We start from the raw sequence: 15,678 nt of genomic DNA, 5'->3' as shown, positions 1-15,678 counted from the left end.
AATTTGCAGTCCTCTTGTACCATTCTTGATTGAGTTTATTCATGAAGAATCGAATACTATGGGTTTTATGTATTGGTAGCCTTTGGAGTTTCGCCGGTTGCCAGCCCAAAGCCACCCCCGAAGAATATAACGCCAAAGCGGCCGAACCGGAGCGTTACCATCAGTGTGTCAAGCAGTTGACCGACGTTATTATTCATGACATTTTCTCTCCGCCGGTGGCCAGCCGGATTTACGGATACGCCAACCTGGCGGGTTATGAAGCGATGGTGGCGGGTCAGCCGGGTTATGAATCACTGGCGGGCAAACTCCGGAAATTCACCGCAGCTCCCAAACCGGAACCCGGTCAGCAATACTGTTTTCCACTGGCCAGTACGCGGGCTTTTCTGACGGTTGGTCGCAACCTGACGTTTTCCGGGGACATGTTCGATGGGTTTGAGAAAGACTTTTATGAGCAATACCAGGCCATTGGCGTTCCCGACGACGTCATTGAGCGTTCGATGGCTTATGGCGAGGCCGTTGCCAAACACATTATGGAGTTTGCGGGCAAGGATTCCTACAAGCAAACGCGCGGATTCAAGCATACCGTTACCAACGCGGAAGGGACGTGGGTGCCAACGCCCCCGGCCTACATGGAAGCTGCCGAGCCGAAATGGATGCAAATCCGCTGCTGGGTGATGGATACCTGCTCGCAGTTTATGCCGCCGAAAGCCATTCCGTATAACATGACGAAAGGCAGTCCCTTCTATAAACTGGCCGACGAAGTGTATCAGATAGGGATTCACCAGACCGAGGAGCAGCGGAAAATTGCTTTTTTCTGGGATGATAATGCGTTCGTGATGAACGTGGCCGGTCACGTTTCGTACGCTTCCAAAAAAATGACGCCGGGCGGGCACTGGCTGGCGATTGCCGCAACGGTATCGCGCCAGAAAAAAGCGGATTTCGCCAAAACCGTACAAGCCTATACTTTAACCTCCTTTGCATTAGCCGACGGGTTCATCAGTTGCTGGGACGAAAAATACCGCAGCAACCGCATCCGGCCCGAAACCGTCATCAATAAATTTATCGATCCCAAGTGGACGCCGTACCTGCAAACCCCGCCGTTTCCGGAGTATACCAGCGGCCACAGCGTAATTTCGGCGGCAGCCGCCGAAGTACTGACGATTCTGTACGGCGACAATGTGGCTTTTACCGACTCGACCGAAAACCCGTACGGCCACGGCGTTCGCTCGTTTAAATCGTTCCGGGAAGCCGCCCTGGAAGCCTCTTACAGCCGCCTGTATGGTGGCATTCACTTTCGGGATGCGCTGGATTTCGGCAATGTGCAGGGCCGGAAAGTGGGCGAATACGTCGTGGAAAAACTAACGGGAAAACAGGCCGTCGCAAAACGGTAATGACAGTCCATGCTCGCCGTCCGAAACTTCCGTAAAGACTATCATAACCGCCTGGTGCTGGCCATTCCCCAGATGGATTTTCCAGCGGGCATTCACTGGCTGAAAGGCCGCAATGGTTCGGGTAAAACGACGTTTTTCCGCTCGGTCGCCGGATTGCTCCCCTTTGAAGGCAGTATGGTTCTGGACGGACGGTATGACATCAGGCGGCAACCCGTCGAATACCGCCTTCGGGTCAATTATGGGGAAGCCGAACCGCTTTATCCGCAATTTCTGACGGGCTGGGAGTTGATCCGCTGGGTAGCCGCCACCAAAAGGGCTCCTGCTTCACAAGTCGATGAGTTAATTGATTTGTTCGGGATTCGGGAATTTATCAAAACGCCCATCGGTACCTATTCGAGTGGAATGCTCAAAAAAACCTCCCTGGTGCTGGCTTTTCTGGGAAACCCGCAACTGATTCTGCTCGATGAACCGCTGATTACGCTCGATCAGGCGACCACCCAGGCCGTTATCGATCGCATTCGGCAAAACCGGGAACAGGGCATCAGCTTTTTGCTATCATCGCATCAGGACGTCGATCCGTCCGAATTACCGGTCGATTCCGTCTGGCTGGTTCAGCATCAAACCCTGGAAGCCATGCCGCAACCGGCCGACTCATGAGCGCTTTGTGGACCGTACCGGAGAAGCTGATTGTCCGGCAATTTTATCTCCAGAATACCGGCCTTTTTCTGGTCGTACTGATGCTGGGTTTTGGCTTTCTGAGTTCGACCGAGCATATTGCCCTGGCTACTTACGCCCTCACCGACTGGAGTTTTTTGGGTGCTTACGTCGTTCTTTGGGTACTTTACACCATTCATTCGCTTCGTTTCAGCTTGCAGGTTGTTCAGAAAACCGATCTGTTGCAGCTTTTCCGGCTGATCCCACCGGGCAAACGCGTTGTACTTCTCTATTTTCTTCACCTGCAGTTGCTGGCACCCGTTATTGGATATGCCGGTTTTATGATTTGGGTAGGCAATCAGCAAAATGCAACGGCAGCGAATACCGGGCTGGTCGTAATCGTTAGTTTGCTCTCACTTTTGCCGTTACCTTTTGTAGAGCGGGCGTTGCGGAACCCTAATCCGGAACAGTTTTCGGGCAACATTAGCGCCTGGCTTCGGCAGCGATTCGCCACACCGTATGGCCTTTTTTTCATCCGGTACCTTTTTCGCGAACAACCCGCGACCTTGCTGCTGACAAAAATCGGCTCGTGCCTAGGAATTCTGGGTGTATTGGCGTTGTATCCCACCGACGACTACGACATCCGGCTGCTTTCGTTGGGAATGCTGTTGTCGGCGGCTTTGCAGGCCGGTATCGTGTTCGAATTGTACCAGTTTGAAGCCAATCAATTACTCCTGCTACGTAATCTGCCGGTATCGATTGGCAATCGATTGCTGGGTTATCTGAAGATTATTGCCCTGTTAATCAGCCCTGAAGCAGTTTTACTGATCAAAAATCACCCTGCGGATGTTTCCATTCCGGCCACCCTCTTTGTGTGGCTCTTCGGACTTGGTTTAGTGGCCTTGCAATACGCAACACTGCTGGCTCGCCATCGGTCCCGCGACCGGTTTATGTCGCTCCTCTTCTGGCCTATTATTGGGTGTTTCCTGCTCATTATGTATCGGCTACCCGTCTGGGCTTTGGCACTTGCTGGTTTGGCAGCCGCTACTCTTTTATTCATTCGTACGTATTACCGTTCTTCCTGGGAAGAGTAATGTAGCCACCGATTTTAGTCCGTATGAAGCCTGGTGAGTAGCCCCTTATGCAGGATCATACGGACTAAAGTCCTGGGTACATGATCACCAGAAATTGGAGGGAACGCCGGTCTGGTGGAGGTCAACTGACACCTCTTCTGACTGAACGGCCATGCGGTTCAAGGCGATATAGATGACCCGTACGGCTTCTTCAATCCGATGCCAGCCTTCTTCAGTTGTTAAATTGATCCCAATTACCGAACGGTTATTTTTCGACATAAGCGTCAGATGGGCCATTGCCCCAGTCATTATTGCCGAAACCGCCTGAAAGTCAGCTCCTTTTACGTAAGCCAACTGGTCAACCATGCGCGTCAGCTCTTCATCGTAGGCTTTACTGGCTTCATCGGCCATGGGGCTACCCTCAATTACCGTTGCCTTCAGAACTTCATAGGCCGCAGGAAATTGCCGAAAAAACCGATAGGTGTTAACCAGTTGTTTATACCACAATTTAGATAAATCGTTCTCATGTACCGGACGCAGTTGCTCCAGTGTAACCAGACTGAGTAACGGAAATAATCTCCCCATCTTAATGTAATGGGTCAGCAAACCATCCAGACCACCAAAATACCGGTAAATAAGCACTTTACTCACACCGGCTTTTTCAGAAATCCGGTTAATACCGATTCCATCAATACCTTTCTCGGCAATAACCTCTTCCAGTGCATCGATGATTTTCTGCGAAGTTTGCGCCCGATTGCGTTTTAATTTTTCCATGGGAGGGAGATGATTAACTTTCAGTCTCTAATCAGACGCAGGTCGTTGAAAAAAGTCACATAGAAGTTACAAAAATCTTCCACTATGCCTCAAAATAAACGAGTCAACCGTTCTGACGACTTCTAACAAGAGCGACAATACCCAAAATCACGAGAGCTCCCAGGAAAGCCGTCAGGATGCGGGCTAGTAATTCGGGTAAGCCAAGCATGACCTGCAAGTCATTTCCCAGCAGCCAGCTCCCCACAAAACCGCCGGCAATACCAATTAAAATCTGAAGCCAGATTGAAAACGAAAAACGTTTGAAAACCAGATCGGCCAGCCAACCGGCTATGGCACCCACTAGAATAGAAAGAAGAATTCCCATAGTTACAGAGGTTTACATGACCGACGAAAGATTCGGAATTTTCACGTCAGAGAGGAGGGTTTTATCATGACGCCAAATTGCCCGTAAAGTCACATTTTGACCCCGTAATAGGCATAAAAAACGCCCGGCGGGGTGGCCGGGCGTTCAAAAGAGACTCTGAAGCAAATCTTACGCGTTGTTCGAGGTTAGTTTCGCCCCCAAATATTCGCGGTTCAGGCGGGCAATGTGATCCAGGGAAATGGATTTGGGACATTCCACCGAACAGGCCCCTGTAAACGAGCAGGCACCGAAGCCTTCTGCGTCCATCTGCGCCACCATCCGTTCAGCCCGCATCTGGTGTTCAGCCTGACCCTGTGGCAATACCGCTAAATGCGATACTTTAGCCGCTACGAACAGCATGGCCGATGCATTTTTGCAAGCCGCCACGCAGGCACCACACCCGATACACTGAGCCGCATCCATCGCTTCATCAGCGGTTTCGCGCGGGATCAGGATTTCGTTCGCATCCGGGGCCGAACCGGTATTAACCGAGACATACCCGCCGGCCTGCACAATCCGGTCGAAGGCATCCCGATCAACCACCAGATCCTTAATGACCGGGAAAGCGCGCGCCCGCCAGGGTTCAACAACGATGGTATCGCCGTCGTTGAAGCTCCGCATGTGCAACTGACAGGTTGTCGTACCGGTTTGCGGACCGTGGGGCCGCCCGTTGATATACATCGAGCAGGAGCCACAAATACCTTCCCGGCAGTCGTGGTCGAACGCAACCGGTTCTTCGCCCTTATGGGACAGGTCTTCATTCAACACGTCGAACATTTCCAGAAATGACATATCCGGCGAAACATCCGACAGTTTATAATCCACCATTTTGCCTGGTGTTTGGCTATTTTTTTGTCTCCAGACTTTTAAGGCAATATTCATTTCGTATGACGTCTGAGGTGTAAGGCAGTACCTATACCTTTATTTATAACTCCGTTGTGTCAACTTGACGGTTTCAAAAACCAGCTTCTCCTTGTGCAGTTCTTCCGGCTGATTAGGGCCTTTATACTGCCAGGCCGCTACGTACGTATAGTTCTCGTCGTCGCGTTTGGCTTCACCGTCTTCGGTCGAATATTCTTCCCGGAAGTGACCCCCGCAGGATTCGTTCCGGTTCAGCGCATCATCGACCATCAGCTCGCCCAGCTCAATAAAGTCGGCCACGCGCGAGGCCTGTTCCAAAGCCGGGTTCAACTCCAGATCACTGCCGCTCAACCGCAGGTTGCTCCAGAACTCCCGGCGCAGATCCTGAATCATTTTTTTAGCTTTCGTCAGCCCTTCGGCATTCCGTGCCATTCCGCAGTATTCCCACATGATATGGCCCAGCTGCCGGTGGAATTCCTCCGCCGTTTTCTCGCCTTTGATCGACAGCATGCGGGTAATCGTGTTCTGCACATTCTGCTCCGCTTCCTTGAAAGCCGCATGCGTAGTCGCGATCTTATCAGCCGAACCGATCGACGCCAGGTAGTCACCGAGCGTGTACGGAATCACGAAATAACCGTCGGCCAGCCCCTGCATCAGCGCCGAAGCACCCAGGCGGTTGGCACCGTGGTCGGAGAAGTTGGCTTCACCCAGCGCATACAGGCCCGGAATGTTCGTCATCAGGTTGTAATCGACCCACAAACCGCCCATCGTGTAGTGAACAGCGGGGTAGATTTTCATCGGCGTTTCGTACGGATCATCGTCCACAATTTTCTCGTACATCTCGAAAAGGTTACCGTATTTGGCTTCGATCACCTTTTTACCGTCGCGTTTGATGGCATCAGCAAAGTCGAGATACACCGCCAGACCCGTCGGAGCCACACCGCGGCCTTCGTCGCAGACGGTTTTGGCATTACGGGAAGCGACGTCGCGCGGCACGAGGTTTCCAAACGACGGATACCGGCGTTCCAGAAAATAATCGCGGTCTTCTTCCTTAATATCCTTCGCCTTGATTTCACCCTTGCGGACTTTCTCGGCTATTTCTTTCGTTTTGGGTACCCAAACCCGGCCGTCGTTCCGCAGCGATTCAGACATCAGCGTCAGTTTCGACTGGTAGTTTCCTTTCACCGGAATACAGGTCGGGTGAATCTGGGTAAAGCACGGATTGGCAAACAGCGCACCCTTTTTGTGGGCCCGCCAGGCTGCCGTCACGTTGGAACCCATGGCGTTGGTCGACAGGTAAAACACGTTGCCATAACCGCCCGTACAAAGCAAAACCGCGTGCGCCGAGTGCGATTCGATTTTACCGGTAATCAGATTCCGGGTAATGATCCCGCGCGCTTTCCCGCCTTCGATCACGAGGTCGAGCATTTCCGTCCGTGGGAAGAGTTTTACTTTTCCGTTGGCCACCTGACGGCTCAGCGCACTGTAGGCACCCAGCAGCAACTGCTGCCCGGTTTGGCCCCGCGCATAAAACGTCCGGGATACCTGCGAACCCCCAAACGACCGGTTGGCCAGCGCCCCGCCGTATTCACGGGCAAAAGGAACACCCTGTGCTACGCACTGGTCGATGATGTTGACACTCACTTCGGCCAGCCGGTGCACATTGCCTTCGCGGGCGCGGTAATCACCGCCTTTGATGGTGTCGTAGAACAGCCGGAAAATGCTATCGCCGTCGTTCTGGTAGTTTTTAGCCGCATTGATACCGCCCTGGGCCGCAATACTGTGTGCCCGGCGGGGGCTGTCCTGGAAGCAGAACGCCTTGACGTTATAGCCCAGTTCAGCCAATGCTGCCGCTGCCGACGCCCCGGCTAAACCGGTTCCGACAACGATGACTTCAAATTTCCGCTTGTTGGCCGGATTGACCAACTTGAGGTTAAATTTATGACGCGCCCACTTTTCAGCGAGGGGTCCTTCCGGAATTTTTGACTCCAGCTTAATTCCGGTTTCTTTCTCTTCTAATACGTCCAACATAGACAGATACGGTTCAATTCTTGTTCGAAAACCCTGTTCTGATTAAAAAAGAATATGATGAGCTTTCAGGTAGATGTAAACCGGCATGGCGGCAAACAAGGCCGGAATGATGATTCCAAATACGTACGTGCCCAAAAATTCAATAAGCGGAGAATATTTCTTGTGGCGCAACCCCAAGGTTTGGAAGCCACTTTGAAAACCGTGTACCAGGTGAAACGATAAGGCCGCCATCGATAAAACGTACAGAGCGACATACCACAGGTAAGAGAAGGCAAAAACCGTAACGGCGTACAGATCTTTGATGGGTTCACCGTCGTACGTCACTTCCGGGATGGCTCCCGCCGTAATCGTTTCGCCATTCAGAACCACGGGCCCGAAGTGCATCGTATACCAGAAAGTCCGCATGTGGATGATGATAAAAACCAGCAGGACGGTGCCTAAAATTCCCATATTGCGCGACGTCCAGTGGCTGTTGGCCTCCGGTTTGGCATACGCATACTTAATGGGACGCGACGCCTGGTTCTGACGCGTCAGAATCAGCGCCATCAGTGCATGAACAATAATCGAAGTGTACAGCAGGTAGGAAATGGTCTTTATGATCGGATTGTGGGTCATAAAGTAGCTGTACTCATTGAACGACTGGCCTTCATCACCTTTGAACAATTGCAGGTTCCCAACCAGATGGACAATCAGAAACGTGCACAAAAACAGCCCCGTCAGCGACATGACAACTTTGCGACCGAGGGTGCTGGAAAGTGTTGTTGTTACCCAAGACATATAGCGTGTAAAGAAATTTTTGTTTAGTAAACCGGCTTGAAAATTAACCGATTCGTAGAGGTCAAAACTACTGCACAAAGCGATTCGAACCAAAAAAACCCTGCTTTTTTACGCTTATTTGGAATTAATAAAAGGTGAGTATTCCCATTTACAAGGTAACAGATTGATATCTGATTTTGTTCTCCTGTTGACCGAACGAAATAGGACTATTTCAAGCAGAATTCAATGGAAATTATTGTTTTCGATGGCGTCTGTACTTTGTGTAATTCAGCCGTTAATTTCATTATCGACCATGATCCACAAAACCGCTTTCGGTTTGTCGCTTTACAGTCCAAAACCGGTCGGGAATTACTCAGTCGGTATCCGCCCGCGGGCGGTCCGGTCGACAGTATCGTCCTGATCAAAGAGGGTCGGTCATACGTCAAGTCCGACGCGGCTCTGGCCATTGCCCGGCAGTTGAGCGGAGCCTGGCCGGGTCTGGCGGTTTTCAGAATTCTCCCCCGTTTTTTGCGCGATTTTGGGTATGATCTGATTGCCCGCAACCGCTACCGGTTTTTTGGTCGGGAAGACGCCTGCCGCATTCCTACACCGGCGTTGAAAGCGCGTTTTTTGGAATAAAACCGGTGAACCTGTTACTTTGCCGGAAATCTGAACCCGGATTCCGCAGCGTAAAGGAGTGACAGGATGAAAAACGATAATCCGGGTTAATCCCTCACTCTGCGTAATCCGGGTTCCGAATCTAACCACAGACGCATGAAAAAAGCCTATGTTTTCCCCGGCCAGGGGGCGCAGTTTACCGGTATGGGACTGGGTTTATACCAGCAATCGGAAAAAGCAAAATACCTTTTCGAGCAGGCTAACCACATTCTGGGATTCGAGATCACGAAGGTCATGTTTGAGGGCACCGACGAGGAGCTGAAGCAAACCAACGTCACACAGCCCGCCATCTTTTTGCACTCGGTGATTCTGGCCCAGACCATTGAAGACTTTGCTCCTTCGATGGTTGCCGGGCATTCGCTGGGTGAGTTTTCGGCCCTGGTGGCGGCTGGTGGCTTGTCGTTCGAAGACGGTTTGCGGCTGGTGGCTCAACGGGCCAGTGCCATGCAGAAAGCCTGCGAATTAACCCCGTCGACGATGGCCGCGGTGCTGGGGCTGGATGATGCGACGATCGAGCGGATCTGTCTGCAAGTAGCTGCTGAATCCAACTTCAAGGAGGTGGTCATCCCGGCCAATTACAACTGCCCGGGTCAGGTCGTAATTTCCGGCTCACTTGAGGGCGTCCGCATCGCGGGCGAAAAACTGAAAGAAGCCGGGGCCAAACGCGTGCTGCCGCTGCAGGTGGGCGGGGCCTTTCACTCGCCACTGATGGAGCCCGCCCGCGAAGAACTTGCTCAGGCCATTCAAACGACGCCGTTCAGCCAGCCGCGCTGCCCGATTTACCAGAACGTGAACGCCAAACCGGCAACGGATGTGGAAACCATCAAAGCCAACCTCATTGCCCAATTGACGGCCCCCGTTCGCTGGACGCAATCCGTTGAAGCGATGGGTGCCGACGGCGCTACGGTATTTGTGGAATGTGGACCGGGAAAAGTCCTTCAGGGCCTGGTGAAGAAAATCATTCCAACCGCCGAGACGCAGGGCGTAACGGTTTGAGTTGAGTCGCCGAACAACCCATTTTCTGTGAGCGCCCGGTTTCAGGCTCCGACAGCACTCGTCGGGCCCGAAACCGGGCGCTTTTTTGTGGCCGGTCAGGTCCGCCCGTTTTTAAAAAGAATTAGGCCGGTTTATAAAAACCGGCCGGAAATCGCTGTTTACAAGACCGTTTAGCAAGTAGTTAGCAGACAAGATTGTATTTTAATAAATACCTATCAATTCGTCTCAATTAGCTCAACGTTATGAATGTGCGACAAATCTACGCACTTTTACTCATCGGTCTGACTTTCGTGGTTATCCATCCGGCCAATAGTCAGACAACGTGGTTGCCCGCATCGTTGGGAAACGCTCCGGATTCAACCAAGTTGTGGACGCTTCGGCACGTGGGCGATTCGTTGGTCAATCGGAGCCTGTTTAGTCAGGCAAAACAGGCTTACGAACAATCGCTGGCGATTGCCCGGACCTCGGGGAATGTCGATGCGATTGGGATCAGCAACCGGTCGATCGGCTTCTGGCATTATTCGATTGGCGACTACGGGCAGGCCATTACGTGGTATCAGCGGGCGCTGGCTTCGTTTCAGAAAACCGGTAATCAGTACCACCGGGCCCGCACCCTGTTGTTTATCAGTAGTTGCTACGACCGCCTTCATGACGACCGCAAGGTTCGGCAGTACCTGAATCAGGGAATGACGCTGGCCCAGCAAATCGGCAACACGGCGCTGTTGGTCAGTTTTTACAACAACATGGCCACCCTGGAATCGCACCAGCGCCGGTATCAGCAGGCGGCTTTTTATCAGCAGAAAGTACTGGACTATTACCGGAGCGTTAAGGACTGGCCCAGCTATTACGGCGTTTTGGTGAATGCGGGCCTGCTGCAAAAGAACAGGGGTGACTTTGCCCGCTCGGAACGGACGTTCCGGCAAGTGCTGGCTTATGCCGACAAAAATAAGGATACGTTTTTACAAGGTTATACCAATGCCAGTTTACCGTATGCCTTGATTCCCCTCAACAAACTCGATGAAGCGGAGGAAGCCTGCCGGAAAGCCCTGGTTTGGGCCGAACAGACCGGAGCCGAATCGCACGCGGTTCTGGAGGAAGTAAACGGGCATTTGAGCCGGATTTGGGAGAAACGGGGCGATTACCGCCAGGCTTTGCTGTTCTACCAACGCCAGATGGCCAGTCATGACAGTGTGTTTAATGCCACCAAAAACCAGCAGATTGCCGAACTGGAAACCCGGTATCAAACCCAGCAAAAAGAAGATAATATCAAGCTGCTGGCCGCCACGAATGCCTTACAAACCCGCCAGATCTGGGCCTCGACGGCCGGCCTGGTGGTGGTAACGGTATTGCTCGGGCTGCTCTACGGATTGTATAACCGGGTTCGGGAAAGCCGCCGGAAAATCCGGCTTCAGTCGGACCAGATGGCCCTGATGATGAAGGAGTTGCACCACCGCGTCAAAAATAACCTGGCGATTGTTTCCACCCTGCTCAAATTACAATCGAAACGGCTCGACGATGAAAAAGCCGTGCAGGCCGTGCGGGTTGGGCAGCAGCGCGTCGAAGCCATGGCGCTGATTCACCAGCGGTTATACCAGACCGATAACGTGACTTCCGTAAACATGCGGGACTACCTGACCGACCTGGTCGAAAGCCTGCTGCGGGCGTATGGTCACCAGCGCGACGAATTTGATCTGGAACTGGTGATCGATCAGCCCGAACTTGATGTCGATGTGGCCATGCCGCTGGGATTGATTGTGAATGAACTGGCGACGAATGCGTTCAAATACGCATATTCAGGGGCCAAACGCCCCCGCCTGCGAATTGCCTTGTTAAAAAACGGCGGCCAAGCCGGTCTTACGCTGGAAGTTCAGGACAATGGCCCCGGCATCGATTCAACCGACTGGCAGCAGTCGGGCAACCGCGCGTCGTTTGGCAAGCGGCTGATTGCCTCGCTCAGCGAACAACTCGAAGGGCGGTTTGAGTTTTCTAAACAGAATGGTACCTTGTTCCGGTTATACATTCCACAGATTCGTTTGCAAGCGTAGGAAAGATGGAAAACCGCATTCGCATTCTAATCATTGAAGACGAAGGGATTCTGGCGCTGGATTTGAGCGATCAACTGGAAGACGACGGGTATCAGGTGGCCGGTATTGCCAGCAATGGGCGCAAAGCGATTGAGATTTTTCGGGAACACCCGGTCGATCTGGTGTTGTGCGACATCAACATCCGTGGGGAAATGGACGGGATTCAAACCTGTGAAGAACTCTGTAAAATTCGGCCGGTTCCGCTGATTTATATCACGTCGCAGACGGATCGGAACACGGTTTTGCGGGCCAAGCAAACCTATCCGGCGGCCTACATCGCCAAACCTTTCGATACCGATGCCCTGCGGTTAGCCATCGAAATGGCGCTCAACAATTTTTCAAGAATACCGGTTTTAGAACAAAGCCAGACCGAACCACCGGCCCACACGCCCGAAAGTGCCGACCCCAAACCGCATCGGAATGAGCCTTTTCTGAAGCTGGGCGACATGCTCTTTATCAAACAGAATTACCAGTTTATCAAGGTTCCACTGCGCGAGGTGCTTTATCTGGAGGCCGATGACATTCATACGGCCGTGGTGACGGCGGGCAAAAAATACGTGATCCGCCAGGCTTTCAGCACCATTCTGGAACGCTTGAACCATCCCCGACTGGCGCGCATTCACCGGTCGTTTGCAGTCAATATGGACCACATCGATTCATTTTCGGATACCGAAATTCGGATTGGCGGGCAATCGCTTCCGCTCGGCCGAAACTACAAATCGGGTTTCATGCAGCATTTTCCGTCTTTCTGATTCAGTAGGCAACATCAAACTACAAAGCCAAAAAGAACGTGCTTCGGAAGCACGTTCTTTTTGGCTTGACATGTCGGCAAAACACCGGGGATCTCAGACTCTGGTGATTGTTTTTTGCGGTGTCATCATTTCCTGCATTTTTCTCATCATCTCCATGATGAGCCGCGAAATCTCATCGATCACATCGTGCGTAGTGGAAGCGGTCTGCGCACCCGATTCTATTGTCTTTTCTTTCGGTTGCCCCTGCGTTATCGTTCCTAACGATCCTGAAAAACCGGGCGTGACGGCCAGGGCCATCGTTACTATTAAGGCAAGTTTGCGTAAACGTTTCATGGTAATTTGAAGATTTGAATGGTAATAAGTTTAGAAAACCGTTGATCAAAAGCCGGTTAGCCCGGTCGATGATTCAAAAGTAAGCCCTGAAATAAGGCGAAAAGTAAGGATGTAGGCCAACGGCCCGGTTTTGTAGGCAAACGACGGAAAGGATGGAGTAAAGGGTCGAAAATCGGCACCTCTTCAGGTTTCACTCATAATTCTTAACTTTTTTCAAAGGCTTCTTGCTTTTTTTCGAGCAGAACCGCTATCTTTGCACTCGCAATTGCCGGGTCGTCTAAGGGTAGGACGACAGATTTTGGTTCTGTTTGTGAGGGTTCGAATCCTTCCCCGGCAACTGACAATAAAAAGCCGCTAACTCGTTACGAATTAGCGGCTTTTGCTTTTGGGCGTTGTCAGTCAAATCGACACCGAATTTATTTAGGGCTAATTCCCAGCATCAAATTGGCCGACCCGGTCGAGGTAGTGGGAAGCTTTCCGTCCCATTTCTCGATCCATTGCTGCTGAATCAGCATCGGCGTTAACGTACGTTGTTTCAGCGTGTTGGCTTCCGATTCAGCCTGTGCATTGATCAAGCGCGCTCTGGCGGCTCCGGTTGCGCGGGTAATGGCGATTTCGGCCTGTGCTTTCTCCGACTCAATTTTATTCCGAAGTGCCATAGCCGTTTGAACGGCGGTATTTTTAGCATCGATTGCCGCCTGTAACGAAGGCGGTGGTGTTACGGCGGAAGTCAGGCGCTCGTAAATAAATCCGTCTTCCTTGAGGGATTTACGCAACTCGGCTTCCACTTTGGCCTCAAACCGCGCCCGCTGCCCCACCAGACTATCGGATTTAAACTCATTGGTCGTCAGGCGATACGCATCAAATACCATGTTCCGGATGATGGTTTGCTCCAAAAGCGGCAAAGGCCGGCGGTATTGCCGGTAAATCTGGGGAACCTCCGCCGGGTTGGGGTGATACGTCAGCGTGGGGTCCACCGTAAAGGACGCCCCGTCGTTGGTATTGACCGTGAACGGCTGGTAATCGACCGTTTGGGTAAACGTCGGAAATTCTTCAATTTTAGTCAGCCAGGGAATATACCAGACAAAACCGGTCACCTCCGTAATGTCGCTCACGCCCCGATCAGAACCGGACATATTGATCTTCAGTCCAACGTGTCCGGCATCGATCCGGGTATAAAACCGGCCAATGAACGTGAAGAGAATCAGGAAAATGACAATACTAATACCGATGGTAACCAAACGTTTACGCGGAAGTGTTTCCATTGTTGTGGTTTTGATTTTTAAGAGGGATTCTTTTAAAGCCTTTCGTGCCAATCACTACCAGAATCCAGGCGGTAATGAGCAGAAAACCAGCGAAGTTCAGGAATGAATTAGCCCGGTTTAATAAATCGAACGTCCAGTTGAGAATAAAAAAACTGGCAACCAGAACCATCAAATAGCGGACAACTGATTTAATATCCATCATACATGTCAGGTTATGAATTGAACTTGGTTTATGGTTTCTGTTGTCAATTCGGCGGTAATTTACCGATCGTTGGGATTGCTCAGAGGGTTGTTTTACTGGTTGTGACTTTTGCATTACAGGCGGCTCTAATTCGGGTTGAAATAGGGAACGCCAACCAAATGGCCACAAAAAAGCCGGTGATGCGTGATCATCACCGGCTGATTTTTATCGCCAGTTTTTCTCTTTACCCGCTATTTCTCAACGCCCTTGCCAACGGCTTTTACCGTCGACCAGGCGGTTTTTCTCACTTGTGCGGCAAAATCGGCGGGAACGCCCTCGGGCACAAACGTTAGCTTGACCGGCGATTCATTGAACAGAAAACCGTACCAGACCAACGACCCCAGGTAGCAGCCGGCGGCACTGGCGTGGTGAGAATCAAAGGCCAGCTTCGCGTTATTCCAACTGTAGCCCACATGCAGGGAATGAGTCTGATTTGGCAGATGGGGCGGTTGCGGTTTTTCGAAATCAAAACCGGCATCTTTCTGGTAGCGCCATTTTTTATCGGAACTGAGCCGCCAGAACGCATCGCCAACGGGAATGACAGCCGCCCCCAGCTCACGGGCAATGGTGTGGTAGGCCGCCCGCGAATTTTCCCACATTTCCTTTTCGCTTTGAGCCAGTTTTCCGGCCGCGATCTGTCCAAAGCCATCAGCGTCCGAGCGGTAGGCCCAGGTTTGGTGAAATACGATTCGCGCCGAAGGCTGCAACGTTTTGATGTAGTCATACAGTTTCTTCGCGTAGGGCCGGTACGTTTCCACATCGCCCGAAAGCATGGAATATTGTTGCAGCGTAACGACATCCCAAGTGCCTTCGGAAAGCAGCATTTTCAGCGATTTTCCGTTGTAGGCCTTCCCTTTCGGATCCTCCGGATTGGCCTCGGCGGCTTCAACCAGTTCCCAGTGTCGTTGCAGCGAACAACCGCCTAACTCGGCGCGGCCAATGATCAAACCGTGACCGCCTTCTTCGCTCAATTCCCGGAGGTATTTGGCCGCGTTGCCGGAAAAGCTGTTGCCAATCAGAAAAAGATGCAGCGGTTTTTCATTCTTTTTTGCGCCGGAAGCCGGCGGGCTCGCAGTTTGGGAAACCGCTATCCGGCTGACGAATAGCAGCAGGAAAAATACGATCGTTAAGGATAATTTACGAAGCTGAAAATCAGTGGTATTGAAAACCATTTTGGGCGAATTAAAAAGCAGTAGATTCCGGAGAAAGGCCGGAAACGCGCTTTTATACTACCGTGAATTACGGCAAATGGGTTCCTGAGGAGCCTCCAGTTAGTAGAATCTTAGGAATAAATAGCGGATGAGGGCGCTCCTCCGGAGCTTCAGGACTGCATTTGGCCGCAATTTTCTATTGACAGGCAGCCCCATCCGGCGCAAATGCGTTCGG

At 51.8% G+C, this 15,678-nt stretch carries 16 protein-coding genes and 1 tRNA gene; 8 read left to right on the top strand and 9 right to left on the bottom strand.

Annotation, left to right across the window (positions count from 1 at the left end; translation table 11 throughout):
* The first annotated feature begins 41 nt into the window (after window positions 1-41).
* Genes EHT87_RS28770 through EHT87_RS28760 form a run of 3 tightly spaced genes read left to right on the top strand, consistent with a single transcriptional unit; the run spans window position 42 to window position 3,139 of the window.
* On the top strand, window positions 42-1,391 hold the full coding sequence (locus EHT87_RS28770) for a vanadium-dependent haloperoxidase (protein WP_124910251.1): 1,350 nt from the start codon (window positions 42-44) through the stop codon (window positions 1,389-1,391).
* Between the two features lie 9 nt (window positions 1,392-1,400).
* Complete coding sequence (locus tag EHT87_RS28765; RefSeq protein WP_124910250.1) at window positions 1,401-2,048, top strand: ABC transporter ATP-binding protein; 648 nt, start codon at window positions 1,401-1,403, stop codon at window positions 2,046-2,048.
* Complete coding sequence (locus EHT87_RS28760) at window positions 2,045-3,139, top strand: hypothetical protein (protein ID WP_124910249.1); 1,095 nt, start codon at window positions 2,045-2,047, stop codon at window positions 3,137-3,139. The genes EHT87_RS28765 and EHT87_RS28760 overlap by 4 nt, the downstream gene beginning before the upstream one ends.
* A gap of 84 nt (window positions 3,140-3,223) precedes the next feature.
* Here the strand turns inward: EHT87_RS28760 and EHT87_RS28755 are convergent, their stop codons facing one another.
* The 5 genes from EHT87_RS28755 to EHT87_RS28735 form a co-directional block, all read right to left on the bottom strand.
* Window positions 3,224-3,892 (bottom strand): TetR/AcrR family transcriptional regulator, encoded by a 669-nt coding sequence (locus EHT87_RS28755; protein ID WP_124910248.1) that lies wholly within the window; start codon window positions 3,890-3,892, stop codon window positions 3,224-3,226.
* 103 nt (window positions 3,893-3,995) lie between these two features.
* A complete protein-coding gene (locus tag EHT87_RS28750; protein WP_124910247.1) occupies window positions 3,996-4,256 on the bottom strand; it encodes a GlsB/YeaQ/YmgE family stress response membrane protein in 261 nt (86 codons plus the stop codon).
* Window positions 4,257-4,424: 168 nt separating this feature from the next.
* Entirely contained in the window at window positions 4,425-5,177 is a 753-nt protein-coding gene (locus EHT87_RS28745) for a succinate dehydrogenase/fumarate reductase iron-sulfur subunit (protein WP_124910246.1), read from the bottom strand.
* Window positions 5,178-5,216: 39 nt separating this feature from the next.
* Complete coding sequence (locus tag EHT87_RS28740) at window positions 5,217-7,154, bottom strand: fumarate reductase/succinate dehydrogenase flavoprotein subunit (protein ID WP_124910540.1); 1,938 nt, start codon at window positions 7,152-7,154, stop codon at window positions 5,217-5,219.
* 75 nt (window positions 7,155-7,229) lie between these two features.
* Window positions 7,230-7,964 carry a succinate dehydrogenase cytochrome b subunit gene (locus EHT87_RS28735; protein WP_124910245.1) on the bottom strand — a complete coding sequence of 245 codons (735 nt, stop codon included), beginning with the start codon at window positions 7,962-7,964 and terminating at the stop codon, window positions 7,230-7,232.
* 225 nt (window positions 7,965-8,189) lie between these two features.
* Between EHT87_RS28735 and EHT87_RS28730 the strand changes: the two genes are divergently transcribed.
* From EHT87_RS28730 to EHT87_RS28715, 4 genes are all read left to right on the top strand, one after another.
* A complete protein-coding gene (locus tag EHT87_RS28730; protein ID WP_124910244.1) occupies window positions 8,190-8,582 on the top strand; it encodes a thiol-disulfide oxidoreductase DCC family protein in 393 nt (130 codons plus the stop codon).
* Window positions 8,583-8,717: 135 nt separating this feature from the next.
* Window positions 8,718-9,617: an ACP S-malonyltransferase gene (gene fabD, locus EHT87_RS28725; RefSeq protein ID WP_124910243.1), complete on the top strand. Its 900-nt coding sequence runs from the start codon at window positions 8,718-8,720 to the stop codon at window positions 9,615-9,617.
* A 242-nt stretch (window positions 9,618-9,859) separates the two neighbouring features.
* Window positions 9,860-11,662 carry a histidine kinase dimerization/phosphoacceptor domain -containing protein gene (locus EHT87_RS28720; RefSeq protein ID WP_124910242.1) on the top strand — a complete coding sequence of 601 codons (1,803 nt, stop codon included), beginning with the start codon at window positions 9,860-9,862 and terminating at the stop codon, window positions 11,660-11,662.
* A 5-nt stretch (window positions 11,663-11,667) separates the two neighbouring features.
* A complete protein-coding gene (locus tag EHT87_RS28715; protein WP_124910241.1) occupies window positions 11,668-12,453 on the top strand; it encodes a response regulator in 786 nt (261 codons plus the stop codon).
* 93 nt (window positions 12,454-12,546) lie between these two features.
* On the opposite strand, the gene EHT87_RS28710 is transcribed toward EHT87_RS28715, so the two are convergent.
* Window positions 12,547-12,786 (bottom strand): hypothetical protein, encoded by a 240-nt coding sequence (locus EHT87_RS28710; protein WP_124910240.1) that lies wholly within the window; start codon window positions 12,784-12,786, stop codon window positions 12,547-12,549.
* Between the two features lie 266 nt (window positions 12,787-13,052).
* Here EHT87_RS28710 and EHT87_RS28705 point away from each other — a divergent pair.
* Window positions 13,053-13,123: transfer RNA gene (locus EHT87_RS28705), tRNA-Gln, on the top strand.
* 79 nt (window positions 13,124-13,202) lie between these two features.
* Here EHT87_RS28705 and EHT87_RS28700 read toward each other — a convergent pair.
* From EHT87_RS28700 to EHT87_RS28690, 3 genes are all read right to left on the bottom strand, one after another.
* Window positions 13,203-14,051, bottom strand: a complete 849-nt coding sequence (locus EHT87_RS28700; RefSeq protein WP_124910239.1) for a prohibitin family protein — start codon at window positions 14,049-14,051, stop codon at window positions 13,203-13,205.
* Window positions 14,032-14,253 (bottom strand): phage holin family protein, encoded by a 222-nt coding sequence (locus tag EHT87_RS28695; RefSeq protein ID WP_124910238.1) that lies wholly within the window; start codon window positions 14,251-14,253, stop codon window positions 14,032-14,034. Before EHT87_RS28695 ends, EHT87_RS28700 begins: the two co-directional genes overlap by 20 nt.
* A gap of 230 nt (window positions 14,254-14,483) precedes the next feature.
* Window positions 14,484-15,464: a DUF4886 domain-containing protein gene (locus EHT87_RS28690; RefSeq protein ID WP_124910237.1), complete on the bottom strand. Its 981-nt coding sequence runs from the start codon at window positions 15,462-15,464 to the stop codon at window positions 14,484-14,486.
* Window positions 15,465-15,678: the final 214 nt, after the last annotated feature.

Origin of the sequence: Larkinella knui (genome assembly GCF_003858645.1) — a bacterium.
Classification (GTDB): domain Bacteria; phylum Bacteroidota; class Bacteroidia; order Cytophagales; family Spirosomataceae; genus Larkinella; species Larkinella knui.
Note: the sequence above shows the minus strand (reverse complement) of the source record. Positions and strands in the feature narration are given on the sequence as shown.